Here is a 26,291-nt window from a genome sequence, read left to right on the forward strand (position 1 = left end):
GGCAGTCAACCAGCAGCGGCGATGCCATCGAATGCCGCTCCTCCGGGCGCCGCGGCTCCGTCGCCGTCGCGCCGATCCGTCAACAATTTCTGGCAACGCGCGCTTGGTCATCGCAGCTTCGTGGCCGGCGGCGCGCTCACCATGGTGATGATCTCGGCGGCGCTGCTGTCGCTGGTCTGGACGCCGTGGTCGGCCTACGAACTCGACATGACGCACAAGCTCAATGCGCCTTCCGCGCTGCACTGGCTCGGCACCGACATGCTCGGCCGTGACATCGTCTCGCTGCTGCTGGTGGGCGCCAGAAGCTCGATCATGGTCGGAATCATCGCGGTGGGCATTGGCCTTGTGTTCGGCGTCTCGCTCGGACTTGTTGCGGCCGCCCGCAGGGGATGGGCCGAGGAGGTGATCATGCGGCTTTCCGACTTCACCTTCGCGTTTCCGGCGCTGCTTTCGGCGATCATGCTGGCCGCGGTGGCCGGGCCGGGCATGCTGACCTCGATCACGGCGATCGGTATCTTCCAGATCCCGCTTTTCGTGCGCATCAGCCGCGGCTCCGCCAACGCGATCTGGGCGCGGGAGTTCGTGCTGGCGGCGCGTGCCTCCGGCAAGGGCAAGTTCCGGATCACGCTCGAACACGTGCTGCCCAATATTCTCTCGATCCTGATCGTGCAGGCGACGATCCAGTTCGCGCTGGCGATCCTGGCGGAGGCGGCGCTCTCCTATCTTGGGCTCGGCACCCAGCCGCCGCAACCTTCCTGGGGAAGGATGCTCAATGACGCGCAGAGCCTGTTGTTTCAATCGCCGTCGCTGGCGGTCTATCCGGGTGTTGCGATCGCAACCGCCGTGCTGGGGCTGAATCTCCTGGGCGACGGATTGCGGGACCTGTTCGATCCGCGTCTGTCGCGGGAGCGGTGATGGCCGACACAAAGCCGCTGATCGAAGTCGACAATCTGCGCGTCCGGCTCAATACCAGCCGTGGCCCGGCCGACGCGGTGCGTGGCGTCGGCTTTTCGCTGGCGCGCGGCGAGACCCTTGGCCTGATCGGGGAGTCCGGTTGCGGCAAGTCGGTGACCGCGATGGCGCTGATGGGGCTGTTGCCGGACAGTGCCGAGGTTAGCGGCAGCGTCCGGCTGGACGGCCAGGAGCTTATAGGCCTTGACGAAGCCGACTACTGCAAACTGCGCGGCAATCGCGTCAGCATGATCTTCCAGGAGCCGATGACCGCGCTCAATCCCATGCACACCGTTGGCCGCCAGGTCGGCGAGCCCTTACGTCGGCACAAGGGTTTTTCGGCCGCACAGGCGTACAGGGAAGCGATTGCACTGCTCGACCGCGTCGGCCTTCCCGATGCGGCCAAGCGGGCCGATGCCTACCCCCACCAGTTTTCCGGCGGCCAGCGCCAGCGCATCACCATCGCCATGGCGCTCGCCTGCGAGCCGGACCTTCTGATCGCGGACGAGCCGACTACCGCGCTCGACGTCACCATTCAGGGGCAGATCCTCGACCTGATTGCCGACTTGGTGGCCGAACGCGGCATGTCGATGATCCTGATTTCCCACGATCTCGGCGTCATCGCCGAAAATGTGCAGCGCATGATGGTGATGTATGGCGGCACGGTGGTGGAGAACGGGACCATCGAGGGCCTGTTCGCAGGCCTCGGTCATCCCTACAGCCAGGGCCTGTTTCGCGCCAGGCCGCGGCTCGGCGCGCCGAAGGGGACGCGCCTGAAAACCATCCCCGGCACGGTGCCTGAGCTTGCGGACCTTCCTTCCGGATGCGCGTTCGCCGACCGTTGCGCTATCGCCGAAGAACGCTGCCGCGCGGTCTTTCCGCCACCCGTCACCGTCAATGCCGGCCACACCGTGCGCTGCCTGCGTACCGATGTCGCGATGGCGAACCGGGTTGGGGCCGTGACCGCATGAGCGCGACGGCAAACGCAACGCCCGAGCCGATGCTTCTCGAGGTCGATGACCTCGTGCAGCGCTACAAATTGCCGCGTGAAAACCTGTTCAAGCCCGCCCCCGAGGTGTTGGCGCTCAATGGCGTCAGCGTGCGGCTGGCGGCGGGCAAGAGCCTCGGCGTGGTCGGTGAATCCGGTTCGGGAAAATCAACCTTTGCGCGCGTGGTGATGGCGCTGGAGACGCCGACATCCGGCTCGGTGCGATTGCTCGGGCGTGACCTGCATCGGCTGCCCGCCGGAGAACTGCGCCACGCCAGGCGCGATTTCCAGATGGTGTTCCAGGATCCCCAGGGTTCGCTCGATCCGCGCCAGACAGTTGCGCGCATTGTTGCCGAACCGCTGACCGCGCTCGGTCGTATCGACCGCGCCGAGCAGCGCGGCCGCGTCGCCGCGGTGCTGAAGCAGGTCGGCCTGCGCGATGCCGACATGGACAAATTCCCGCACGAATTCTCCGGCGGCCAGCGCCAGCGCATCGCCATCGCGCGGGCCCTGATCACACAGCCCAGACTGATCGTCGCCGACGAGCCGGTCAGCGCGCTGGACGTCTCGGTGCAGGCGCAGGTGCTCAATCTGCTGGAAGACCTGCAGGACGAATTCGGATTGAGCTACGTCCTGATCAGCCATGACCTCGCGGTGGTGGAATATCTGTGCGACGAGATCGCGGTGATTTACCTGGGGCGCATCGTCGAGCAGGGGAGGCCTGAGGATCTTTTCAATCGCTGCGCGCACCCCTACACGCGCGCGTTGCTCGAAGCCGTGCCGCGCGCCCGTCCGGGCCGCGACCGCCGACGACGCGGCGCGCAGGTCATCGCGTCGCAATCGGCGGGATCGACGGGCTGTGCCTATGCCGGACGATGTCCCTTCGCCGATGCGCATTGCCGCGCGGTCGTGCCGGTGGCGCGCAGCGTCGGTCCCGGCCATTCCGCTGCCTGTCACCACGCCGAGACCGTCATGGCGCTGGCTCCCTTGGCGGACGAGCCGTGATAGTGTTATGCGGATGCTGGATCGACGCGACGTTCGATTAGCCTGTTCCGGGAGTCTTTACATGTTCAGAAAGCTCGTTCTGCTCACTGCTGCGATGGCAGCGCTCTCCCTTCTGCCGCAACAGGCTCTGGCGCAGGGCAAGAAGGACAGCGTCACCATCGGCATGACGCTGGAGCCGCCCGGCCTCGATCCGACCAGCGGCGCCGCCGCGGCCATTGCCGAGGTCACGCTCTACAACGTCTATGAGACGCTCACCAAGGTGAAGGAGGACGGTTCGGTTGCGCCGTTGCTCGCCGAGAGCTGGGAAGCAGCACCCGATCTCAAGACCTACACGTTCAAGCTCCGCAAGGGCGTGACATTCCAGAACGGCGAACCGTTCAACGCGCAGGCGGTGAAGTTCTCCTATGAGCGGGCGGTGGAACCCACCAGCACCAACAAGGACAAGAGCCTGTTCCAGAGTATCGCGGCGATCGCCTTGCCGGACAACGATACGGTCGTGATCAGCATGAAGAATCCCGAGCCCAATCTGCCGTTCCTGCTTGGGCAGGCCTCGGCTTCGATCGTCGAGCCGAAGAGCGCGCCGACTGATGCCACCAAGCCTGTCGGCACCGGGCCGTTCGTGCTTGCGGCCTGGGCCAAGGGGTCGTCGATCACGCTGACCAAATGGCCGCAATACCGCGACGCGGCGGCGATCAAGCTCGACAAGGTCGTGATCCGCTTCATCAGCGATCCCTCAGCGCAGGTGGCCTCGCTGCTTTCAGGCGACGTCGATGCCTTCCCGCGGGTGGCCGCCGCGCGCAGTCTCGCCCAGTTCAAGGCAGATCCGAGATTCAACGTCATGATCGGCGGGTCGCGGGCCAAGACCATCGTCGCCATCAACAACAGGAAGAAGCCGTTCGACGATGTGCGGGTGCGGCGCGCGATCCTCGCGGCGATCGACCGCAAGGCCATGATCGAGGGGGCGGCCGACGGCTTCGGCGTGCCGATCGGCAGCTTCTACACCCCGGGTTCACTTGGCTACGTCGACACCACGGACATCAATCCCTTCGATGTCGAGAAGGCGAAGAAGCTCCTCGCGGAGGCCGGCGTGACCACGCCGCTGGAAGTGAGCCTGAAGCTCCCGCCGCCGTCCTATGCGCGGCAGGGCGGCGAGGTTCTGGCGGCGCAGCTCGCCAAGACCGGCATTATCGCCAGGATCGAGAATGTGGAATGGGCGCAGTGGTTGTCCGCGGTGTTCAACGCCAACGGTCCGCACAATTACGATCTCACCATCGTCTCCCATGTCGAGCCGTTCGATCTGGTGAAATATACCGAGGACAATTACTATATCGGCTACAAGTCGGAGGCCTTCAACGCGCTTTACAGCTCGATTACGCAAGCCGCCAACGAAGCCGATCGCGCCAAACTATTGGGCGACGCCCAGCGCATGCTCGCAACCGACGCCGCCGCCGGTTTCCTGTACCAGCCGCAACTGATCAGTATCGCGAACAAGAAGCTGAAAGGCGTGTGGACCCAGGTCCCCCAGTTTGCGAACGATTTCTCCGGCTGGTCGTGGGAATGAGCCTGGAGACATCCGAGCGCTGGAAGGAACGATCCGCGGGTTCAAGTCTTCGGTACACACAAGGGATGGGTTAGCCGGGTTTCCGCTTTGCCTTCTTTCGTGTAGCATTGTCGTATGAACGAAGCTGAGACTTTGTTTGTGGCCCTGCGCCAGTCGGCCGACGACGAGGTGGTGGACATGCTCGAGCGCATGGTGCGGGATGCCCCGGATCATGCCTTGAACAAAATGAACGCGCTTGATCTCGCGGCTAAGGAGGGCGTCGGCGAGGAGCGGGTCATTGCCGCGTTCCTGAATGCGGTGGGGCTCGGCATGTTCGAGATGACATGGAACGTCATGTGTCCGAGCTGCGCCGGTGTTCTCTCAGCTAATAAAAGCCTGAAGACTCTGGATAGGGGGCAGTATAATTGCGCTTTCTGCGCCGCGGGCTATGAGACGACGCTCGACAACCTGGTCGAGGTGACCTTCACGGTAAGCCCGCGCGTGCGGAAGATCGCTGCCCATAGTCCCGACGAATTGTCCGTGGCCGAATATTATCGCCAGGTATTCTGGAGTTCGGCCATCGATCTTCCAGCCGATCTGGAGAAGCTGCTACGGGAGGTCACGCTCGAAACTGTTGACTTGCCGCCAGGAGAAAGGGCTATCCTTTCGTTGCAATTGCCGAAGGGCACGTTGATCGTGTTTGATCCCGTGACGCATATGGCCCAGTTCCTTAATGTCAGCGGCGAAGAGGCGAGCGAGCGCCAGAACCTGTCCGTGATCTTCAACAAGGTCCAGGTTCCCGTCGACTCCGTTGCCTTGCAGCCCGGGCCACTGCGCCTGGCTTTGGAAAACCGCACCGAGAGTCGCGTGCTGCCGGCTGTATGGGTCGCGAACCAGGCGCTCGACGACGTCCTGAAGCGACGCAAGCCCATTCTTACTGCAAAGCGTCTCCTCACCAATCAGACCTTCCGCGACATCTACCGGACCGATACGCTCGCCATCGGCCAGCGCCTCAAGATCTTGAGCCTGACTTTCTTATTTAGTGATCTCAAGGGCTCCACTGAACTCTATGAGCGCGTCGGTGACCTCATCGCCTTCGATCTCGTCAACGAGCATTTCAGGCTGCTGCAGGAGATTATCGCGTCCGAAAGAGGTGCGGTTGTGAAGACCATTGGCGATGCCGTGATGGCGACCTTCGAGACACCTGACCGCGCCATTGCCGCTGCGATCCGCATGCGCGAGGCGATGAGCGATCTTGGCGCCCAACGTCAGCATCAGAGCCTGCGCCTGAAGATGGGCATCCATGAGGGATCATGCCTAGCGGTCACACTCAATGGCCAGCAGGACTATTTTGGCCAAACCGTGAATATCGCGTCGCGCGTCCAGGGCCTTGCTGTATCACGCTCGATCGTGGTGACGGAATCGGTCGTGGAGAACGCGCCTGCCCGGGCCCTGCTTGAGGCCAACGGGCTAAAGCTATCGCTCAGACGCGTGGCGTTGAGCGGCATCGCTGACAAGGTGTCGGTCCACGAGATCTCTTGAGCACGGCGGTACTCAGGGTAAAATAATGCGTAGCAGGATCGTCATCCTTGCTCTTATTGACCCGATCGATCAGGTCGGCAGGGCCTCGAAAGCGCTCAGAGGCGAGCGCTCCCGCAACGTGGGGTCCGCACCATGGAGATTGGACGTTCCAGTCTAGCCAGGCCACCGCTGCCTTATTCTGCGGGACTTTCGACCACCAAGCCCTGGCCGGCATTTTCGCGGGCGAGGATCATCAGCAGTGCAACGATGATCAGTTCGATGACCGCAAAAGCGACGAAGGCGCCGGTGAACGAGCCACCGGAAGCATTGATGATGGCGCCCATCAGCCAGGGCGCCACGAACGCCGAGAAGATGCCGAACACCTCGGCGTAGCCGATCGCGGCCGGAGCCAGCGCGTCGGAATACTTCTCGCTCAGCAGGGCGAAAATCGCGCCGCCGCCGAGCAGGGCGATGCCGCTGAGCGCGGCGAACAGCACGAGCAGCGCGAACGACATCGGCGTGACGACGCTCCACAGGAACATGAGCGCGGTCAGGAATGAGAGGAACGCGGTGAGCTTGATCATGAAGAGCTTGCCGAGCCGGTCGGACATGTAGCCGCCGATCACGAGAAACAATACCTGCGACAGTCCCATCACGGTGCCGATCACGGCGCCGGACGGGGGCGGCATGTGCTGGACGGTGATGAAGGCCGGCACCACCCAGGTGGCGGTGCTGGCAATCGCGAACGTGCAGGCGACGATGCCGAAACCGCCGACCGCGATCCATTTCGAACGGAAGATCTCCCCGAGCGGCAGCGACTCACGAGCCGGCTCGTTGCCCCAGCTGAAATTGGCAATGCCGAGTTCTCGCGGGCCGTTTCGTACCACGAGGGCGTCGACTGCGGCGACGATCAGGGTGCCGACCGCCAGCACGGCGAAAAAGGTCCGCCAGCCTGTGGCGATCGTCAGCGGGATCCCGAGTGCGAAATCCATGGTGATGGCGAGGCTGTAGGCCGCGAGAATGATGCCGACCGCCGAGCCGCGCCTGTTCTGCGGAAACCAGCCGAAGATCAGCTTCATGTTGCCGATGAAGATGCCGGCATCGAAGAAGCCGATCAGCAGCCGCAGCGCGACGAGCTGGACATAACTCTGCACGAACACCTGCAGCACCATTCCGATGCCGGTGCCCGCAAGCCCGATCAAGAGCATGTTGCGTGCCGACAGCGAGCGGCTGACCGGTGACCAGACCACCATCCCGACGCCATAGGTGAGGGCGAAAATCCCCTGCGCAAAGCCGGCCTCGGCGGGATTGAGCTTGAGGGACTCCGATACGAACGGAAGCACGGCAGCGAACGCGTACCAGTCCGCGGCGAGGAAAATCTCGCACAGAATCGCGAGCCCAAGCATCGCTTTTTGCCAGCGTGCAATCCGTCGGCGATCGATATCGGAAATCGTGGTCCAGGTCATCTGTCGGTCCTTCGTGGTTTGAGCTTCGACGGTGAACGTGGCATCAGGCGGGAGGCGGCAGGAAATTGACCTCGTGTTCCGCGGCGATGCGCACCACCTCCTGCGGATCCGGAACGTTGTGGATGCGTGCGAACAGCTCCTTGAGCGAACGCGTCGGCGCCACCCAGAACAGGCTGGTTGCGGTCTCGCCGGACTTGTTGAAGATTCCGTGCGGCAGTCCCTTGGGCATGCGGACGAGATCGCCGGCCTGGGCAACGAATTCCCTGCCGTCGAGCCAGAGGTCGTAGCGGCCGCTCAGGACGTAGACGAATTCGTCCTGGGTCGGATGCAGGTGCGGCGGCACGAACGTGCCGCTCGGGAATACGGCGTGCCAGGCCATCGACGCGTCGGAATGCTGCTTGAGCGTGTAGGTCTGGCCCAGAATGCTCCAGACCACGCTGTCAAAACCTTCGGTGGCTGTGGTGACGCCCGGGGGCATGTCGGTCATGGTGCGGTCCTCTGTTGCGCGTGAGTTGATCGGCTGGATCAGCCGGCGAGAAAGTCGGTGACGTGGCGGGCTGCGGCGGGTGTTTCCTCGAACACGAGGTGTCCGGTCGCCGGTACCAACTGGAGGCGTCCATCGGGAAGGCTGGCTATCCAGGCCTGCGCCTGGGCGGTGGGACGCAGACGATCCTCGGCGCCCCACAGAACGAGTGTCGGTGCGCTGATCCGGTGCAGCCAGTTGGCGAGCCTGGGATTGCCCTGCGGGTCGTTGCGGATCAGCTTCATGAAGCCGCCTACCTCGCGTCCGAGGCGGGCGTCGAACGCCGGGTCCGGCGCTTTCGGGAAATAGCGCAGCGCGGCCGCCGGATCATGCGCGAGATAGGACGGCAGGTCCGGCGGGGCGATCTCGAACATTCCCGGCGCCGGAGCGCTGGCGACGACAAGGCCGGCGGGCGCGACCAGCACGAGCTTGCGCACGCGTTGCGGCTGGCGGATCGCGAACTCGGCGGCAAGCCATCCGCCGAGCGAAAATCCGGCGAGGTCGAAGTGCTCGAGTCCGAGCCTGTCGAGCAGGTCCATGTAGTGCAGGACATGATCTTCGATGGTGTCGATCGCCTCGGCATCGCCGGAGTCGCCGAAGCCGGCGTGATAGGGAATGATCACGGTGTGCCGCGCGGCCCAGTCGCGCGCCATTTCGAAGCCCGTGAAGGTCCCGGTGCCGTGCAGGAACACCAGCGCCGGTCCGTGTCCGATGGTGTGGACGACCGTTCGCACGCCGTTGATGTCATATTCCGCGCGGGTGAATCCGGTCAGATCGGGCGATAGCGCGGCGGCATCAGGCATGGTCGAAGTCTCCGGTTGAAAACAGGTGAGCCGCGTGGAGGGGCAGGGTGAGGAGATGCATCACGCCGTCGCCGCCTGGGGGCGCTCCAGAAGAGCGGCAAGCTGCTCGACGGCGTTGACGACGCGCGCGGCGATGAGCGGTGGGAGCGGTTCGCCGGGGGCCATCTCCGCGGCGCTCGCGTAGATCGCGGTCGAGACGGTGCAGGCCTCGAAGAATCCAAACAGCGGCCGCAACTGATGCTCGAGCACCAGCGAGTGGCGCAGGCCGCCGCCGACCGCGGTCAGCACCACGGGACGATTACGCAGGGCACCGGGCTCGATCAGATCGAACACGTGCTTGAACAATCCTGGATAGGATCCCTGGAACACCGGACAGCCGATCACGAGGGCGTCGGCGCCCTCGATCGCCTCGACGACCGCGCGGGCGCTGTCGTCGAGCCTGTCGCGGGTGAATGCTGCGATGCCAGGCCCGGCATCGACCAGGTCGAGAACATCGATGCCGAGCGCGTATCGCTGGCGCAGGCCGGCGCCGATGGCTTCCACCAGCGTGCGCGATTTGGCTGGGCGCCAGCTGCTGCCGGAGAAGCCGACGATAAGAGGTCTGGTCATGTCTCGTCCTCGCGTTCCGAGCGGCGATTCAGCCTGTCACCCCGAACACGGTCCATTGCGACCCCGGAGCGGGCAGGCCGAGCAGGGCGCGGCCGCACTCCTCGACGATCTGGTCGGCCATCAGGATGTGCTGGGTGCCGGAGTGGATGTCGCGGTAGAAGCGCTGCATCGGCGTGTTGTGCAGCGAGGCGCCGCGCGCGGCGCGGTGTGCGAAGGTCCCGACATCGGAAATCACGTCGTGGATGTGACGCAGCGACAGCTTGATCATGGTCATCTGATCCAGCGTCGGCGTTTCGCCGCGCGCGCAGGTCTCCGATACCTCGCGCCAGGTTTCGTGTACGAGCGCCCGCGCCGCGCGGAAGCGCGCCTCGACCTGCGCGAATTGGAACTTGAAGCTCGCGCTATCGCGTGATTTGCCGAACGGGTCCTGGCGCTGCACGATCACCTTGACGAGTTCGTCAAGGATGCGGCGCCCGGCGCCGACGGCCCAGCCGGAATGGGCCCAGGCGCTGTACCCGGCAAGGCCGAGCGCGCCCTGCACGCCGCCGCGGCGCGGCGCGCCGATGTCGAAGTCGTAGGTCATGTCGGTGGGCACGAATAGCTCGTCGCCCTCGCTGAGCGTGTAGTCGAAGCTGCCGGTGGCGCGGAGGCCAAGTACGTCCCAGTTACCCATCAGCTTGATGGTCGAGCGCGGGTGGTGGGTAACGACGATCCTGGGCTGGCCATTCTCGCCTATCACCATGTCCTTGCCGGAAGGGTCGGTGACGAAGCAGCCCGAATGTACCCATTCGGCGTGCTGGATGCCGCTGCCATAGGCCCAGTTGCCGCGGATCATGTAGCCACCGTCGACCGGGCGGGCAAAACCGCGGGGCACGCCATTGCCGGCGATCGTGATGTCGGGGCCGCCGGCGAACACCTTCTCGATGCCGCCGTCCTCGATGTAGATGGCCAGCGTGGTGCCCTCCATGTTGTTGCCGATGACACACCAGCCAGCCGAGGCATGGACATAGGATAGTCGTTCGACGACCGTCATCGCATCGAACGGGGACAATTCCGGACCTCCCACGTCCCTGGGAAAAAGCATGGTATAGATGCCGGCCTCGCGCAGCGCGGCCACCACGTCGTCGGTGAGGTAGCCCTGACGCTCGGCCTCGCTGGCTCTGGATTCGATCAACGGCAGCAGCGCGTCGAGACGTGCGTGGAACTCGGCGGCCGTTGGCGTGGCCAGGGGCTTGGCGGCGCGCTGCACAAACAGACTCATGATCGATATCTCCACGTCAGATTGATAGACCGAGGCCTCCGCCGATCGCGGGCGCACGGTGGAAAATTCAGGTTGATGGCAGCAACTCGCCGGCGGCGCGCAACTCATCCTTTGCGTCCGGTGGGTAGCGACAATGGCCGCCGTCATTGGACATCGCGCAACCACGATGTCCGGATGCTAGAGGGGGGCTCGGGAACTCAGCAATCCCCCATCATGGGGGGTGTTCGCGGGCGTGCCTGCCGCAAAGCTGAGCTGGGGACGGCCGCCGGTGCCACTTCTTTTCGCTTGACCAGTTCGCAGGCAGGGAAGAAATTTTAAGCCTATAATATTCGTCAACAGCGGAGCGTGCGGGTTGGAGGATCTGTCCGAGCGCCGGCTTGCAGATCGGCTGATGTCGATCGCGGAGACCCGGTCGGTGCGGGCGCTCGGCATCGCCTGTTGCTCCGCAATCGGCGAACTGACGAGATCGCCGACCGTCGGGCTCTATTTATTCGACGGGGCGGAGCCGGAACTGGTCTACAGCAGGTACGTCGCGGAAGGCTTGCTTGACAACTACAAATCCGGCTTCTGGAAGTGCGATCCCGTGCTGGATTGCATTCTGACCGAAGGCCGTACCGTCGATGGCGCCTCGCTAGTCGGTCCGGAGCACTGGCGACGCAGCCCATCCTTCGAGATGTTGCGCGAGTGGGGGTTCAGCTACAACATGGGCGGGCCGCTCTGGTGCGGTCGCAAGATGATTGGCGTGCTGTTCACGGCGACCGTGGACGCCAAGGCCCCCTATACCCCGCTGTTGCGGCAGCGCATGGATTTGCTGTGCCGCGCCGGCTCGCTGGCCCTGACAAACATGATGAATTCGGGTGAACTCGAAGCCGACCGCAATGCCATCCTGCTGCGCACGCGTCCTGCGCCGCTGCCGTCGTCAATGCTCTCGATCCGGCTACCGCCACGTTCGGCGGATGTCGCCATCCGCGTCTGCCGCGGTCAGACCAACAAGGAAATTGCGCGCGAGATGGGTATCTCGGATCAGACGGTCAAGGAGCACGTGGCCAATTTGTGCCGGCGGTTCGGCGCGCATAACCGGACGGAACTCGCAGCGTGCCTGCTGCGCGGCAGTTCAACCCAATAATCGCGACAGCCGGGCGACCCCGCTGGATGCGGATGCCGCGGTGACCGGCTTGGCCTAGGTAAAGGGATGCTCAGGAACGATCTGGTAGGCTGGCGGTTCCAGGTCGCCCCGATGCTGGACGGGTTTGACGAGAAAAACCAATACGATCAGCACTTAGGTGTGGTCTTGGTGGCCATGTTATAGCAAATGAAGTACCACGTGGCTGGCCAAACGGTCCGGCCGGTCAGAAGGCGGCTGCGCGCCCACATCTGCACCGGGCAATCAAACAGAGTCTGAACCAAGACGCCGCTTCGAGCCAGACCGGGCTTTCCGTCTCTGGCTCGTCAGCTGGCAGCCTGTAGGACATCACTATCGTGACCAATAGTCAGTCTCAACCGCAATTCTCGCTGTCGAAAGACAAGATCCGGGTCCTGCTGCTCGAAGGCGTCAACGACAGCGCCGTGCATACGTTGACGGTCGGCGGCTATTCCAGCGTGACGCGTTTGTCCGGGGCACTCGATGGGGAGGAACTTAAGGAGGCCATCAAGGGCGTCCACCTGCTCGGCATCCGGTCGCGAACGCAGATCACCGCGGACATTCTCGAAGCCGCCGACAGGCTGATCGCGATAGGGTGCTTTAGCGTCGGCACCAACCAAGTGGATGTCGACACCTCCAGGCGCAACGGGATTCCGGTCTTCAACGCGCCGTTCTCCAATACGCGAAGCGTCGCGGAACTGGTGATCGGCGAGATCGTATTTTTGCTGCGCCGGATCGTCTCGCGATCCAACGCCGCGCACGAAGGCCGCTGGGACAAGTCGGCGACCGACAGCCACGAGGTGAGGGGCAAGACGCTCGGCATCATCGGTTACGGCAATATCGGTTCGCAACTCTCCTATCTCGCGGAAGCGATGGGGATGAGGGTCGTGTTCTACGACCATACCGACAAACTTCGCCACGGCAACACGGAGCCGACCGCAAGTCTGCATGAGTTGCTGGCGCAGAGCGACGTCGTCAGCATGCATGTGCCCGAAACGGCGGCGACGCAGGGAATGATCGGGCCCGCCGAGATCGAGGCGATGAAGCCCGGCGCCTATTTCATCAATAACAGCCGCGGCACGGTCGCTGATCTGGACGCGCTCGCCGATGCCCTGCGCCAGGGCAGGCTGCGCGGGGCCGCGGTCGACGTCTTTCCGGTCGAGCCGGGTTCGAACAAGGAACGCTTCACCTCGCCGCTGCAGGGGCTGGACAACGTCATCCTGACGCCGCATGTCGGCGGCTCGACCGAGGAGGCGCAGGAGCGGATCGGGGTCGAAGTCGCACGCAAGCTCGTGGAATACAGCGATACGGGATCCACGATGGGCGCGGTCAATTTTCCGCTGGCGCAATTGCCGGCGCGACCGTCGGGCACGCGGTTTATCCAGGTTCAGCGCAACCTTCCGGGCATGCTCGGACGGCTGAACGAAGTGCTCGCGCGCCACGCCATCAATATCGCGGCTCAATATTACGAGACCTACGCCGATGTCGGCTATGTGGTGCTGGACGCCGACACTTCGGCGGCGGACAGCCAGCGCGTTCTCGCCGACATCCGGGCGCTGGAAGGAACCATCCGCGCCCGATTGCTGTATGAACACAAGGCTTGACCCGAAGGCTCTGGCGGTTTTCTCGTCGCGCACCAAGACGTCGAAAGCTTGCCAGGAACAAAGTTTAGCAGTCCAGTGTGTTGAACCGCCTATTTTTCCATAGCACCGATGATGGATTGGACAGGAGCATCTCCAAAAGCCATGCTCTTTCGCACTCAAGCACGGAAAGGCCCGCGGCGGCGGTGGTGGAAGCCATGATCGAAGCCGCCACTTGTGTCTCGCTCGACCTCCTCAGGTATCTGATGGCCAGTAATCGCCATCTGCCGGTGTTGCAGGCAAGCGGTATCAACCAACCTCCGGTCACCCGCTGGATTAGTGCAATCCTACAAATCCAGCAGCGCCCATTGGACAGGGAACGGTTCTATCCATTAGCTTGACAGGTTGTGTTGTTGAGCGCCTCCAAATGAGACCGAAGGGATGAAAGAGAAAAAGGACATCGTGGCGGACTGGCTGCCGCGTTACACCGGCACGCCGCTTGCTGAATTCGGAGAATGTGTTCTCCTGACCAATTTCGACAATTACGTCGAATGGTTCGCCGCCTTGCACGGCGTTTTGGTGAAGGGCGTAGATCGGCCGATGCCCAACGCGACGGCCGATGGGATCACTCTGATTAACTTCGGCATGGGCAGCCCGAATGCCGCGACCGTGATGGACCTGTTAAGCGCCATCGCGCCGAAAGCCGTGTTGTTTCTTGGCAAATGTGGCGGGTTGAAACGCAAAAATCAAATTGGCGACTTGATTCTGCCGATTGCGGCCATTCGGGGCGAAGGTACCTCGAATGATTACCTGCCAGCGGAGGTCCCAGCGCTGCCCGCGTTCCAGTTGCAACGCGCGGTGTCAACGATGATCCGCGATCTCGGCTACGACTATTGGACCGGTACTGTGTACACGACCAATCGTCGTGTCTGGGAACACGATGATCGCTTTAGGGATCTATTGCGTCGCACGCGAAGTATGGCGATCGACATGGAGACTGCAACGATCTTTGCTGCAGGATTTGCCAACCACATTTCGACTGGCGCGCTGCTTCTTGTGTCCGATCAGCCAATGATCCCCGAGGGCGTGAAGACTGAAGCGTCGGATCGAACGGTGACCGCGAACTATGTCGAAAGGCATATCAAAATCGGGATAGAGGCCTTGAAGCTTGTGCGGCGTCGTGGCCGCAGCGTTAAGCATTTGCGTTTCGAAGACGATTTCGATGGAAGGCATGAGACGTAAAGAGGCGTCGCGCCGCCGCAAGTCGAGGGTCGCGAAGGCGGTCGTTAATCCCTCGACCATTTCCTGCGTTGCACTGCGCGCCTGCTATTGACCGCGTCGGCCGGCCTCGGCACGATCACCCATGCGCCACATCGCGGCATCGTTTACCCGGATTGAGGCCCACTGCGCGGTCCAGCGCATCGCCAAAAGAAGCGCATCGCATCCGTCATGGTGGGCGCCGCGCCAGGTTCAAGTTCCAGGCCTTGTCCAGATTGCGAGCCTCGGCGAGCGCGGCCGCGCTCGGCAAGAGGGTCGACTCGAGGTCGGTTTCGGTGAAATCGGCGCCGGCGAGATTGGCGCTGGAGAGGTCTGCTCCCGCAAGGTAGGCGTGGTTGAGGTTGCAGTTCGCCAGATTGGCGTTCTGCAGCTTCGCGAATTCGAGATTGGTGCGCGAGAGATTGGCGCCGCTCAGATTCGCATTCCTCAGATCGGCGGACTTGAGCACGCCACGCATCAGGCCCATCGATTGGTTGCGCATGTCCGCACTGAGATCGGCGCCCGCAAGCTTGGCCCCGATCAGACTGGCACCGGAAAGATCTCCGGTTATGCGCGCGCCGCTCAAATCGGCACCGCCAAGCTTGGCGCGTTGCATCTGCGTGCTGAGCAGCGATGCCTTGACGAGGGACGCCTCCGTCAAATTCGCGTCGATCAGCCAGGCCTGGTTCAGGATGGCCCGATCGAAGCGCGCGCCTTTCAGATCCGTCCCATTGAGCCTTGCCAGGCGAAGATTGCTGCCGGAGAAGTCGAGCCCCGAGAGATCGAGGTGCGACAACCGCTTTCCTTCCAAATCTGCAGAGCGTTGGTCCCCGGGGCCTTGAGGCGCCGCCTTGAGAAGCGCGTCGACCTCGGTGCGCGTCATCTCCGATGTCGACATTTCCGGACTGTTGAGGTCGACATAGCGCAGTAGATCCTGCGACACGGCGTCATGGGGATGAACCAGCAGCGCCGCCATCGACACAAAGGCAAATACGAGACGAAACAGCATCGCGTCTCTCGGCCTGCCCAGCTTAAATTATAGCATGAAAAATCGGCACCGTCTCTTGCAGATTTCGGGTTGGCGGCACTGTCACGTTAACCTGTCGTGACGAGCCTCCGGCTTATGCGAGAGCATGAAACCGATCATGATCCTGAGGGAAAGCCGCCGTTTTTGCGCTCGAAACTACGAATTTAGTGTTCAGGAGTTCGAATCTCTCCGGACGCGCCATTCTTCGACGGGTCCGTTCGGGGCAAGATTGCGTTTCGATCCCGCGCCTAACTGCGCGCGCATGCCGGGGCGCACAACGGCGGTCTTCCCCCCGCCGAAGGTTATCCGTAACATTCTCGACGACTGCTCCGCTTTCGGGTTTATGTCCCACCAGCAACGTCGCTACCGGTCAGCGTTATCTTTCCCTGATCCTTTGACCTCGCTAACCGCTAACCGTGGCGCCTCTTGCTGCGGGCGGACGGCGCTCGGAAGTGTTCGCGGCCGACCTTCCGGCAGCAGCATCATCTGCGCCGTCAGCAGCCACGGCATCCACATCAATCGCGCGGCCTGCACCCAAAGCGTGAAAGGGTCGGCTGCCTCGAACGAGCGCCCGAGCGCTTCGAAAGAGGGCATTGCACGTAGGTTGATTGACATCTGCTCCCAATCGCCGTTTGGCGAATGTCGATGAATGATGTCGATGTCGAGACCGGGCAGACGAGCGCTTGCTTTGGTGGCATCGATCTCGCTCTCTCGACTGTATGTCCCTTCAGGCATGAGGCCCACCATCTCTATGCAAACAATATCAATCCCGCTGGCCATCTGCCGCGACGGGCTTGCTGATTATCGCGCATCATTCCCCATAACGAAAGTTCGCAGACCGCTGCCACTGCCAATCCTTGCGGTAAGGCCGGACATGGTCGCTTGGCCGGGAACTCGACGGCTCCCCTTGGCGAGACATAGATGCCGCCCGCATTATGAGTGCGAGCGGCTCAGTCTTTCAGAGCTATTCTGCCCGCGCTGATGCACATAACGGACGCCCTCCACACGGGCACGTCCGTTATGTCATCCCTGCTAAGTTTGCCGCGCCGTCTCAGGCACAGCACGAGACGAGAATGCTAGAAGTTAGGCTCGATATTGTGCTGGGCGCAAATGAGCCGGGGCCAAAATCGCAGGCAATCGCAGATTTTGCTGATTTTAGCGCATGACGGGCCACTCCATCATAGCGCCACGGCGAAAGAATAGTGCCCATCTTCATCGGCCGTGGCGCGCCAGTTCGGTGACGACGCCGTCGCAGATCAGCGTGTAGACTCTACATTCGGTCAGTCGCCTTCTTTTCCACCCGGCCGAATCAATACGCCTGCGGAGGTCCCAAGCCACTCATGCAGGCGGCGGATCATTTCCAATCGAAGTCCAGCACAAATGCTTTGTATTCCCGGCCAAGCGGGCGGCGCCCGCGTCTATCTTGCCGTCCTGGTCGGTCGCGATCTCCTCGCCTTTCTCGCAACGGCCCTCTGATAGGCCGCGTCCAGTTCGGTGCGCACGCACGGGCCGGGTGGCAGGCCGTCGCCGAGGTGCTCCTGTCGGAGTTCGGCCATGAACCGCTCCCAAAGAGGCGGTCCGCCCGCCTCAATAAGCCGGGCGCGGATGCTGAGCGCTTCGCTCACCGGCAGCCAGCGACTGCCCCAGGCGCCGATCTGGGCGAACACCGGCACGAGCGTGACCGCCCTCTCTGTCAGGCTGTAGACCGCCTTCTGCTTGTGATTGGGATCATCGCTACGGGTCAGCAGGCCTGCCTCGACGAGCATGCTGAGCCGATCGGCCAGGATGTTGGACGCGATGTGCTCTTCCGAGCGCAGCAGCTCGCGGAAGTGCCGCACGCCGCCAAAAATGATGTCGCGCAGGATCAATAGACTCCACCGGTCGCCCAGCAACTCAAGCGTCAGATTGATAGGGCAGCCGGACCGATGACCCTTTCGCATTCACCGCCCTAGCTCAAAACCGTTTGCCTCATGGTGCCGCTAGTGTTAAATAACAGATCGCTTGCAAAATGCAACCACTCAGTCCTGAGCCAGTCTCGAGGAGGAGGTCGTTCATGCAGCCGTCCAAGATCGTATCCCGGGAGGAATGGATCACCGCTCGCAGGGCTCTCCTTGAGAAGGAGAAGGCCCATATGCGCAACGGGGACGCGCTTGCGGCCGAGCGGCGCGCGCTGCCCTGGGTTAAGGTCGAGAAGGCTTACGTGTTCGACACGAAGAGCGGACCCAAGACTTTGGCCGAGCTGTTCGACCGCTGCGGGCAGCTCGTCGTGCATCACCTGATGTACGCTCCGGAATGGAGCGCCGGCTGTCCCAGTTGCTCCTTCCAGGCCGAGCACATCGATGGACCTGCGCCGCACCTCGAGCGGCACGATGTGCGGATCATTGCAGTGTCGCGCGCGCCGCTGGATAAGCTTCTCGCCTACAGAGCGCGCATGGGGTGGCGCTTCGAGTGGGTGTCCCCGCAGGGCGAGGACTTCAACCGCGACTTCAGGGTCTCTTTCACTGAGGACGAGATCGCCGAGGGTCGCATCGATTACAACTTCGGTACCATCGTAACCGACCCCCGCTACCTCAGCCGCGAGCTGCCCGGCGTGAGTGTCTTCTACAAGAACGAGGCGGACGAGGTGTTCCACACCTATTCGACTTATGCGCGCGGCCTCGACATGCTGCTCGGCGCTCATCACTATCTCGACATCACTCCGGAAGGCCGCAACAAGGGCGCCTATCCGAACTGGCCCCGCCGGCGCGATGAATACGACGAGGTCGCGTCGTCGCATCATTGAGCTTGCGCCCGTTACACGTAGCGCAAAATCGCTGGAGGTCGCAATTTTGCTGATTGGAGCGCGTGGCGGGCCGCGGCATCATAGCGCCACGATGAGAGAATAGTGCCCATCTTCATCGGCCGTGGCGCGCCATCTCCCTTACCTGTCATCGGGAGCGGGTTCAGCTTTTGGGTTGGCTTGGAAACCAGTCTTTACTCGCTCGCGCAACCGCTGAAACATCACATAGAGCATCGGTACCATGAAAATCCCGATCGAGCTTGCGGCCAGCATGCCGGCGAACACGGCGGTACCGACAGCTCTGCGGCTGAGCTCTGCGGCACCGGTTGCGACCACCAGCGGCAGCAGGCCGAGGATGAAGGCGACCGACGTCATCATGACCGCGCGGAAGCGCATATGCGCCCCCAGGACGGCGGCATCCGCAATCGCAACGCCCGCCTCGCGTTGCTCCTTTGCGAACTCGACGATCAGGATGCCGTTCTTGGCGGCGAGCGCGATCAGCACCACGAGTCCGATCTGGCCGTAGAGGTCGAGATTGAGCCCGGCGATCTTGACGCCGATGTAGGACCCGAGCACCCCGACGACGACCGATAACAGCACCGGTATCGGGATCACCAAGCTCTCATAGAGTGCCACCAGGAACAGATAGGCGAACAGCAGGGCGAGCATGAGCACAATGCCGGTTTGGCCCGCGGCCTGTTGCTCCTGAAAGGCCGTACCGGTCCATTCAAAACTGTAGCCGGGAGGCAGTACGGCATTGGAGATTTCCGCCATGGCCGCAATTGCTGTGCTCGAGGAGACACCCGGCGCCGGACTGCCGTTCACCGTCACCGACCGATAGTTGTTGTAGCGGGTGATTATCTGGGGGCCGGTCACGATCTTGATGCCGGCCAGAGATCGGATCGGCACCATCTGGCCGCCACTGTTGCGAAGATAGATACGCCAGATGTCCGAGATATCGGCGCGATCGAACGCCTCGCCCTGAACATTGACCTGCCAGGTGCGGCCGAACAGATTGAAGTTGTTGACATAGATGCCGCCGAGCGTCGCCTGGAGGGCGGTGAAGATATCGCTGATGGTCAGTCCGAGCGCCTGCGCCTTGCGTCGATCGATGTCGAGATAAACCGACGGATTGGTCGCGGTGAAGGTCGAAAAGACTCGGGCGAGCCGTGGATCGGCATTGGCGGCGCTGATCAACGCGCCGGTGACGCTGGAGATCGCGGCCGGGTCTTGGCCCTCCAGTGCCTGGAGCTGGTACTCGAAACCGCCGGTGGTGGAGAGCCCGATGATCGGCGGCAGATTGAACGGCAGCACATTGGCCTGTTGGATTTGCCCGCCGGCCTCAAAGGCGCGCCGGATCAGCGCCTGGGCCGAATCCCCAGCCGCCTTGCGGTCGGCAAACGGTTTCAGGCGCGTGACCACCAGCGCGCTGTTCGGCTCGGATGCGCCGTCGAGCAAGGAAAAGCCGATGATTGCGAGGGTGTGATCGACGGCAGGCATCTGTTTCAGCAGGTCTTCGATTTGCTGGGTGACCTGGCTCGTGCGCGCCACCGACGCACCGTCTGGCAGCTGCACCGTGGTGAAAAAGGCTCCCTGGTCCTCTTCCGGCAGGAACCCGATCGGCGTCACGAGCGACATGCCGAAGATGCCGCCGGCGAAGGCGGCCACAAGCAGGACCGACAGTCCGGCCACGCGGACCAGCCGGCGCACGCCGCTGGTATAGCGGTCGCGCAGCCAGTCGATGCCGCCGAGCACACGGCCCATGATGCCGCGCCGGGGCCCGGTGTGGCGCAGGAATAGCGCGCATAAAGCGGGCGACAGCGTCAGTGCGTTCAGGGCCGAAATCATCATAGCGCCGCTGATCGTCACCGCGAACTGGCGAAACAGCGTGCCGGAAATGCCGGGAATGAAAGCGATCGGCACGAACACGGAGAGGAGCACCAGCGTGATCGCGATGATCGGCGCCGTGATCTGCGTCATGGCCTTCTTGCTGGCCTCGACGGGAGAAAGATCCGGCTCCTCCTCCATCACCCGCTCGACGTTCTCCACCACGACGATGGCGTCGTCCACCACGATGCCGATGGCGAGCACCATCGCCAGCAGCGATACCGTATTGGCCGAATAGCCGAGCGCGAGCAGGATGGCAAAGGTGCCGATCAGGCTCACGGGAACAGCGACGGCCGGGACGACGGTGGCGCGGAGGCTGCCGAGGAACAGGTACACCACGATAACCACCAGGACGAAGGCCTCGCCCAGCGTCCTCAACACTTCCGAGATCGTATCCCGCACGAAGCTCGTGGAGTCGTATTGTACGAGATAACTCAAGCCCGCGGGGAACCGATCGGACAGCCGTTGCATGACGGCGTGCACCGCCTGCGCCGTCGTCACGGCATTGGCGCCCGGCGCCAGATAGATCGCGATCGGCACGGCGGCGCGTCCGTCGATCCGCGCTTCGCTGTCGAGACTTTGTGCACCCATCTCGACGCGGGCGACGTCCTTGACCAGGAGCGTCGAACCATCCGGATTGGCGCGCAGCACGATATTGGCGAATTGATCCACCGTGGCCAGCCTGCCCAGGGTCTGCACATTGAACTGGAACTGCTGCTGATCGCTGATCGGGCGCGCGCCGATGCGACCCACTGGCGCCTGCACGCTCTGGGCACGGATGGCGGCAATGACGTCCGATGGCGTCAGGCTGAGGCTGGTGAGCCGCTGCGAATCAAACCAGATCCGCATCGAGTAGTTCAGCCTCGCGAGCAGGCGGGCCTGGCCAACTCCCGGCGTGCTGGCTATCGCATCGAGCACGTTTATGATCGCATAGTTGGTGATGAAGAGCGGATCCTGCCGACCGTCGGCGCTGTAGAGCACCAGGAACTGCAGGATCGCAGACGACTTTTTCTGCACCGTCAACCCCTGCTGCTGCACCTCGGTCGGCAACTGCGACAACGCGCTTTGAACGCGGTTGTTGACGTTGACGGTGTTGATGTCGGGATTGGTGCCAAGCGCAAATGAAACCGTAAGCGTGTAGCTGCCGTCATTGCCGCTGGTCGATTTCATGTAAAGCGCCTGGTCGACGCCGATCACCTGCGCTTCCAGCGGCTGGGCGACGCTGGTCTCTACCACTTCCGCAGAGGCGCCGGGGAACGTGCCGTTGACCGTGACCTGCGGCGGCACGATGTCCGGAAATTGCGCCACTGGAATCTGCGTCAGCGCGAGCCCGCCGGCGATGGCGATGATCAATGCAATCACCATCGCCAGACGCGGTCGATCGATGAAGACGGCGGACATCATGGCTTGTTATCCGCCGAGGGTGTTCCACCGGAGACGCCATGATCTGTTTGCGGTTCGGCCTCACCTGCGGCGGCCTTCATGCTCGACAGAATCATCGGACTCGCCGGTCCGGGCGAAACGGTCTGACCGGGACGAACCCGCTGCAGACCCTCCACGATCACCTTCTCGCCGGCCGCAATGCCGCTGATGACAGCGGCGATGGCCGGGGTCGACTGCCCGAGTTGGATGCGGCGCTGTTCGGCCTTGTTGTCCGCGCCAAGCGTGAAAACGTAGTTGCCCTGCTGATCGGAAAGCACCGCGGAGCGGGGGATCGCAAGGACTTCGACCGGCTGGACGCCCTCGAGCAGGACCGTGACGAATTCGCCGTCGGTCAGCTCGTGCACGGTAAGGCTTGCCGTGGAAGCGGCATGCAGGATCGGATTGGCGACCTCGCCGCGCACGGTGATCGTGTCGGTGTTTTGCGCAATGGTGTTGTCGACGAAGTTCAGCTTGCCGGACTGGCCATACATGCGGCCATCGGGCAGCCGGAGCCTGATCAAGACCGCCTCAAGACCCCCCTGCGGTCCGTAACGCTCGCGCAGCGCGAGCCCCTGCCGCAGCGGCACCGGAAAGGTGACATACATAGGGTTCTGACTGACGATCGTGGTGAGCACGCCGGAACTTGGACTCACGACGTTGCCTTCGGTCACCGCAGTGCGTCCGATCTTCCCGTCGATCGGTGCGCTGATCACCGTGTAGTCGAGATTGATCTGGGAAGACTGGACCTGTGCTTGTGCGGCCTGCACCTGCGCTTCCAGGCTGCGCTGGTTCGCGATGGCGGCATCGTAGGTCGATTGTATGCCGGCCGGCCCTCCGAGCAGGGTGCGGGCCCGTTCGGTCGTCAGCTTGGCGTTTTCCAGCGTCGCCTGCAGCTGCACCACCGTCGCCTGCTTCGACGCAAGATCGGCCTCGAAAGGTCCCCGCTCGAGTCGGTAGAGTTGATCGCCCTTCTTGATCTCGGCGCCTTCCGCGAACAGGCGCGCCTCCAGAAACGCGGTGACGCGCGCGACCACGTTGACCCGGTTGATCGCTTCGATCCTGCCGAGAAATTCACTGGTCTCGGTAATCGGTCGCCGGGTCGCCTCGACGATGCCGACCGCGGGTGCTCCGCCCGGGGCAGACTGCCCCAGGGCCGCTCCGCCGGCGCCGGCCGTGACGAGGCCTGCCAGAAGCAGTCTGATCGTGGCCCCGGCAAGATCCATCTTGCGCTCCTCGCTTCAAGCTCAGGGGACAGGGACTGCGGGCAGTGCTCAGGAGCGCCCGATCGCGGCGGGCGGGCTCGTGACCCGCTCTTGCGGCGGCCCAGAGGCATCAGGGCGATCAGTCCGCCTCCCACCAGCGCCAGCCCCGCGACCAGCTGCAGTCCGGTTCTGGAATCGTCACCTCCAAAGGAGGATTGGGTCAGCCCGTGATGGCGGCCGTGTCGTCTAACCGGTCAAGCAGCGCTGCTCGAACGGCGCCCGATGACCGGATCGTTCTGCACCGCCGCCTCGCACGGTCTGCGTCATGCAAGTGGCAACTATTGCGTCTAACGATGCCGACGGACACAAGTCCCAGCTCTTCCGCTGACGGACGCGCGGCATTGCTCATGGGTGGCGTACATGCAATTGAGTGTGTGGTGAATGTTCGAACACCACTTGCCGCCCTGCGCGTTCCCCGGCGTAGCCAGGGCCGTCAAACCCAGCGTCGCCACGATTGCGGCTGCTACCAAAATCAACTGTCGCATATGAAATCCTCCTTGGTCAGGTGAATCAGTTGGAGCTGCGGGGCAACCGGAAAGATCTGCTTCAAGTCGTCCTTTGCGTCCGGAGAATGCGCTCTGGATATGACTTCGGATATCAGGGAATTTCCTGAATCAAGGACGGGAAATCCCTACGGAAATCCCTACAGTAATCGCCCGAGTATTGGATCCCGCTATTGCGCACCTGCTGCCTCAAGGATCGGGCAACCTCGTCGCCCGGCTTGGCACGCGCCACGACACAACGCTGTGCTTGCAGGGCGAGTGCGAGCACTGATTGTGTTCGTCTCGATTGTTACGCAGTCCTGCTCACGGACTGAAACGCGTAAAGCAGCCACGCCACGCCGTGCGAAAGCAGATCGACGCCAAGGAGGAGGCCGAGGGCCCAGAGGCTGATGGTGGGGAAGCCGAACAGGATCAGCACGCCGGCGAGCAATCCGAAGGCGCCGGAGATCAACATCATCCATCCGTTCTGTCGCCAATGGGCGAAACTCAGGACGCATCGAATGATGCCCGATGCTAGCAGCAGCGCGCCCAGGAAATAGGTCAGGATCAGGGCGCCGGAAGCCGGCTGGGTGAGCAATACGAGTCCAAAAGCCAGATAGAGCGCGCCTAACAGGAGTTGCCACAGAAGCCCACCCCATCCCTTGGTCCAGAAGGCATGAAGGATTTCGAACGCGCCGGCGGCGATGGCCGCAAGCCCGATCAGTTTGACGCTGATGATCGTGGCGAACACCACGTCGCTGAGGGCGAAGATGCCCGCGGCGATCATCACGATGCCAAGGAGCGCACAGACCCATAGCGGCGGAGGGCGCAAGGTTTCGATGTCGGACCGGCTGTCGTAGACTGTCATGCCATCCTCCTCGATCCGCGCGACAACTATTGACGCATGGGAAGGTAGCCTCCAGCCCGGATCGCCGGCATCCGACGAAACCCTGAGCGCGGGGACGGGGATATCTGCTGCAGGACGAGAGTTCGGCGAACCGCGATCAGAACGTTGGCCCCGAAGCGGCGAGGAACGTGCCGAACACCGGGGGCGTCAAGAACACCAGGCTGGTTGCGAGCTCAACTTGGCGCTCGCGCAATTAAAATTAATAAGGCTGTTCTCGGAAAGCTGGCGACGTTGCTGCTTGAGCTTGCTTATGTGGGCAGTCGCCAGCCCAAGCAGTATTACCGCCACCAACAAGCTTATGACGAAAATCACCATGGTCGGCCAGCTGAACTTGCGCATCAAATCATCCAAACAAACTCAGCGACCGGACCTCGCCCGGAGAGTGCAGGGCGGCTCTCTTTGGGCGGAGTCCGCGACCAAATGGCGCCACTACCTTTGACGTCTCAACGGCGACCTTGTCTATCGTCGGATCACGTGTTGCGCCAACTACGCGCAGTTCTTGCTTCGTTACTCTTTCGGCAGAGAGTCCGGTTCGTACGAACCGCGGCTTGCGTTTCACGCTCGCTTATAAGGCTCCTCTGCCGCGACCTGCGATATCAGGCGATTACCTTAGTGCTCGAAAGGGAATCACCTCAACCGTCAAAACATCGATTTGTACCGTGTCCACCTAGTGAGCCCTTCCAAACGCCAGCACTGCCAAACCCCAGCACAGCGATTCGTCACATCGCATGGCCGCACCAATGATTAGTTGGCGCGGGTTAGGGTAAGACCCGATGGGAGTTGAGGCTTCGCCCCGTTAGGTTTTCCGTCCTTGCAACCGTCCATGAGAGGGTGCGATGGAAGCCGTCCCTTCCGGTCGCTCTGACCGCGCGAGCGTTTTGGTCGATCTTGCCCTGCAGGGTGGCGGCTCTCACGGCGCCTTCACGTGGGGCGTGCTCGATCGGCTCCTCGAGGAATCATGGCTGCGAATCGATGGTATCTCGGGCACTTCTGCAGGCGCGATGAATGCCGTGGTATTGGTTGATGGCTATGAAAGGGAGGGACCCAGGGGAGCGCAGGCTGCGCTGGAAAGTTTCTGGCGGCGCGTCTCGTATTCCGCGCGATTCAGTCCGATCCGGCGGAGCCCTATGGATATTCTCTTGGGCCGCTGGACGTTGGACAACTCGCCATTCTTCGTTGTGTTCGACCTGGCCGCGCGTTTGTTCTCGCCCTATGACCTGAACCCGCGCGGCGCTAATCCGTTACGCGACATACTTGCCGAATGTGTTGACTTTGGCCGAGTGGCGAAATCTTCAATCCGCTTGTTCGTGACTGCGACTAACGTTCGCACTGGCCGGGGGCGTGTGTTCCGAAATGCCGAGCTCTCGCCGGACGCGCTGCTCGCCTCCGCCTGCCTGCCGACATTGTTTCAGGCGATAGAGATCAACGGCGAGGCCTATTGGGATGGCGGCTACTCGGGCAATCCGACCATCACCCCATTGGTGCGTGAGTGCACGTCGCACGATACGTTACTCATCGCAGTCAATCCCGTCGAACGCCAGGGCACGCCGCGTTCGGCGCGCGAGATCCTCGACCGTTTGAACGAAGTTTCCTTCAATGCGACCCTGCTGAAGGAATTGCGCATGATTGCCTTATTGCGCCAGGTCGCGGATGTCGGCACCGGCGAGGGAGCTCTGTGGGCAGGAATGCGAATTCATCTGATTGCAAGTACAGCGATCGACGAGCTTGGAGCGTCTTCAAAGTTCAATGCAGAATGGGACTTTCTGAGCATGCTGCGAGACGAAGGCCGGCGTTGCGCGGAATCCTTTCTGGCGTCGCATGGTGCGAGTGTCGGTAAGAGGTCCACACTCGACCTGGACGTTCTCCTGGAGCAGGTCTGA

24 protein-coding genes are annotated in these 26,291 nt (G+C 62.6%); 11 read left to right on the forward strand and 13 right to left on the reverse strand.

From position 1 onward, the window contains the following. Nucleotides 1-21: 21 nt before the first annotated feature. The 5 genes from B5525_RS25315 to B5525_RS25335 all read left to right on the forward strand — a co-directional run bounded on the left by B5525_RS25315 (nucleotide 22) and on the right by B5525_RS25335 (nucleotide 6,026). Nucleotides 22-915, forward strand: coding sequence for an ABC transporter permease (locus B5525_RS25315; protein WP_079568447.1), 894 nt, complete (start codon nucleotides 22-24; stop codon nucleotides 913-915). Next, nucleotides 915-1,922 carry an ABC transporter ATP-binding protein gene (locus tag B5525_RS25320; protein WP_079568448.1) on the forward strand — a complete coding sequence of 336 codons (1,008 nt, stop codon included), beginning with the start codon at nucleotides 915-917 and terminating at the stop codon, nucleotides 1,920-1,922. The genes B5525_RS25315 and B5525_RS25320 overlap by 1 nt, the downstream gene beginning before the upstream one ends. Next, nucleotides 1,919-2,944: an ABC transporter ATP-binding protein gene (locus B5525_RS25325; protein WP_079568449.1), complete on the forward strand. Its 1,026-nt coding sequence runs from the start codon at nucleotides 1,919-1,921 to the stop codon at nucleotides 2,942-2,944. Before B5525_RS25320 ends, B5525_RS25325 begins: the two co-directional genes overlap by 4 nt. A 61-nt stretch (nucleotides 2,945-3,005) precedes the next feature. Further along, nucleotides 3,006-4,505 (forward strand): ABC transporter substrate-binding protein, encoded by a 1,500-nt coding sequence (locus B5525_RS25330; RefSeq protein ID WP_079568450.1) that lies wholly within the window; start codon nucleotides 3,006-3,008, stop codon nucleotides 4,503-4,505. 114 nt (nucleotides 4,506-4,619) lie between these two features. Further along, nucleotides 4,620-6,026 carry an adenylate/guanylate cyclase domain-containing protein gene (locus tag B5525_RS25335; protein ID WP_079568451.1) on the forward strand — a complete coding sequence of 469 codons (1,407 nt, stop codon included), beginning with the start codon at nucleotides 4,620-4,622 and terminating at the stop codon, nucleotides 6,024-6,026. Nucleotides 6,027-6,199: 173 nt separating this feature from the next. Here the strand turns inward: B5525_RS25335 and B5525_RS25340 are convergent, their stop codons facing one another. From B5525_RS25340 to B5525_RS25360, 5 genes are read right to left on the reverse strand one after another with little or no spacing between them, the layout of a single operon-like run. Beyond that, nucleotides 6,200-7,471 (reverse strand): MFS transporter, encoded by a 1,272-nt coding sequence (locus tag B5525_RS25340; RefSeq protein WP_244567574.1) that lies wholly within the window; start codon nucleotides 7,469-7,471, stop codon nucleotides 6,200-6,202. A 43-nt stretch (nucleotides 7,472-7,514) separates the two neighbouring features. Continuing rightward, entirely contained in the window at nucleotides 7,515-7,958 is a 444-nt protein-coding gene (locus B5525_RS25345; RefSeq protein WP_079568452.1) for a cupin domain-containing protein, read from the reverse strand. Nucleotides 7,959-7,996: 38 nt separating this feature from the next. Then, complete coding sequence (locus B5525_RS25350) at nucleotides 7,997-8,797, reverse strand: alpha/beta fold hydrolase (protein ID WP_079568453.1); 801 nt, start codon at nucleotides 8,795-8,797, stop codon at nucleotides 7,997-7,999. A gap of 60 nt (nucleotides 8,798-8,857) precedes the next feature. Next, nucleotides 8,858-9,406, reverse strand: coding sequence for an NAD(P)H-dependent oxidoreductase (locus tag B5525_RS25355; protein ID WP_079568454.1), 549 nt, complete (start codon nucleotides 9,404-9,406; stop codon nucleotides 8,858-8,860). Nucleotides 9,407-9,434: 28 nt separating this feature from the next. Beyond that, nucleotides 9,435-10,667 carry an acyl-CoA dehydrogenase family protein gene (locus B5525_RS25360; protein ID WP_079573767.1) on the reverse strand — a complete coding sequence of 411 codons (1,233 nt, stop codon included), beginning with the start codon at nucleotides 10,665-10,667 and terminating at the stop codon, nucleotides 9,435-9,437. 352 nt (nucleotides 10,668-11,019) lie between these two features. On the opposite strand from B5525_RS25360, the gene B5525_RS46575 reads away from it, so the two are divergent. From B5525_RS46575 to B5525_RS25380, 4 genes are all read left to right on the forward strand, one after another. Then, on the forward strand, nucleotides 11,020-11,793 hold the full coding sequence (locus tag B5525_RS46575) for a LuxR C-terminal-related transcriptional regulator (RefSeq protein ID WP_079568455.1): 774 nt from the start codon (nucleotides 11,020-11,022) through the stop codon (nucleotides 11,791-11,793). A gap of 353 nt (nucleotides 11,794-12,146) precedes the next feature. After that, the gene (serA, locus tag B5525_RS25370) at nucleotides 12,147-13,412 is read left to right on the forward strand and encodes a phosphoglycerate dehydrogenase (RefSeq protein WP_079568456.1); all 1,266 of its coding nucleotides are present in this window, start codon (nucleotides 12,147-12,149) and stop codon (nucleotides 13,410-13,412) included. A 194-nt stretch (nucleotides 13,413-13,606) separates the two neighbouring features. Continuing rightward, nucleotides 13,607-13,789, forward strand: coding sequence for a hypothetical protein (locus tag B5525_RS44390; protein ID WP_154073418.1), 183 nt, complete (start codon nucleotides 13,607-13,609; stop codon nucleotides 13,787-13,789). Nucleotides 13,790-13,829: 40 nt separating this feature from the next. Next, nucleotides 13,830-14,630 carry an AMP nucleosidase gene (locus tag B5525_RS25380; protein ID WP_079568458.1) on the forward strand — a complete coding sequence of 267 codons (801 nt, stop codon included), beginning with the start codon at nucleotides 13,830-13,832 and terminating at the stop codon, nucleotides 14,628-14,630. A 205-nt stretch (nucleotides 14,631-14,835) separates the two neighbouring features. Here the strand turns inward: B5525_RS25380 and B5525_RS25385 are convergent, their stop codons facing one another. From B5525_RS25385 to B5525_RS25395, 3 genes are all read right to left on the reverse strand, one after another. After that, nucleotides 14,836-15,654: a pentapeptide repeat-containing protein gene (locus tag B5525_RS25385; RefSeq protein ID WP_079568459.1), complete on the reverse strand. Its 819-nt coding sequence runs from the start codon at nucleotides 15,652-15,654 to the stop codon at nucleotides 14,836-14,838. 381 nt (nucleotides 15,655-16,035) lie between these two features. After that, a complete protein-coding gene (locus B5525_RS25390) occupies nucleotides 16,036-16,452 on the reverse strand; it encodes a hypothetical protein (protein WP_079568460.1) in 417 nt (138 codons plus the stop codon). Between the two features lie 638 nt (nucleotides 16,453-17,090). Next, nucleotides 17,091-17,612 (reverse strand): winged helix-turn-helix transcriptional regulator, encoded by a 522-nt coding sequence (locus tag B5525_RS25395; protein WP_079568461.1) that lies wholly within the window; start codon nucleotides 17,610-17,612, stop codon nucleotides 17,091-17,093. Nucleotides 17,613-17,725: 113 nt separating this feature from the next. On the opposite strand from B5525_RS25395, the gene B5525_RS25400 reads away from it, so the two are divergent. Continuing rightward, nucleotides 17,726-18,454, forward strand: a complete 729-nt coding sequence (locus B5525_RS25400) for a DUF899 domain-containing protein (protein WP_079568462.1) — start codon at nucleotides 17,726-17,728, stop codon at nucleotides 18,452-18,454. 138 nt (nucleotides 18,455-18,592) lie between these two features. Here B5525_RS25400 and B5525_RS25405 read toward each other — a convergent pair whose 3' ends face one another. The 5 genes from B5525_RS25405 to B5525_RS25425 form a co-directional block, all read right to left on the reverse strand. After that, complete coding sequence (locus B5525_RS25405; protein ID WP_079568463.1) at nucleotides 18,593-21,742, reverse strand: efflux RND transporter permease subunit; 3,150 nt, start codon at nucleotides 21,740-21,742, stop codon at nucleotides 18,593-18,595. After that, nucleotides 21,739-22,983 (reverse strand): efflux RND transporter periplasmic adaptor subunit, encoded by a 1,245-nt coding sequence (locus B5525_RS25410; RefSeq protein WP_079568464.1) that lies wholly within the window; start codon nucleotides 22,981-22,983, stop codon nucleotides 21,739-21,741. Before B5525_RS25410 ends, B5525_RS25405 begins: the two co-directional genes overlap by 4 nt. Nucleotides 22,984-23,309: 326 nt before the next feature. After that, a complete protein-coding gene (locus tag B5525_RS25415; protein ID WP_079568465.1) occupies nucleotides 23,310-23,507 on the reverse strand; it encodes a DUF3551 domain-containing protein in 198 nt (65 codons plus the stop codon). Between the two features lie 307 nt (nucleotides 23,508-23,814). Next, a complete protein-coding gene (locus B5525_RS25420; RefSeq protein ID WP_079568466.1) occupies nucleotides 23,815-24,372 on the reverse strand; it encodes an HdeD family acid-resistance protein in 558 nt (185 codons plus the stop codon). Nucleotides 24,373-24,558: 186 nt separating this feature from the next. Continuing rightward, entirely contained in the window at nucleotides 24,559-24,750 is a 192-nt protein-coding gene (locus B5525_RS25425) for a hypothetical protein (protein ID WP_079568467.1), read from the reverse strand. Nucleotides 24,751-25,247: 497 nt separating this feature from the next. On the opposite strand from B5525_RS25425, the gene B5525_RS25430 reads away from it, so the two are divergent. Then, entirely contained in the window at nucleotides 25,248-26,291 is a 1,044-nt protein-coding gene (locus tag B5525_RS25430) for a patatin-like phospholipase family protein (protein WP_079568468.1), read from the forward strand.

The organism is Bradyrhizobium erythrophlei (assembly GCF_900129505.1).
Classification (GTDB): Bacteria; Pseudomonadota; Alphaproteobacteria; order Rhizobiales; family Xanthobacteraceae; genus Bradyrhizobium; species Bradyrhizobium erythrophlei_D.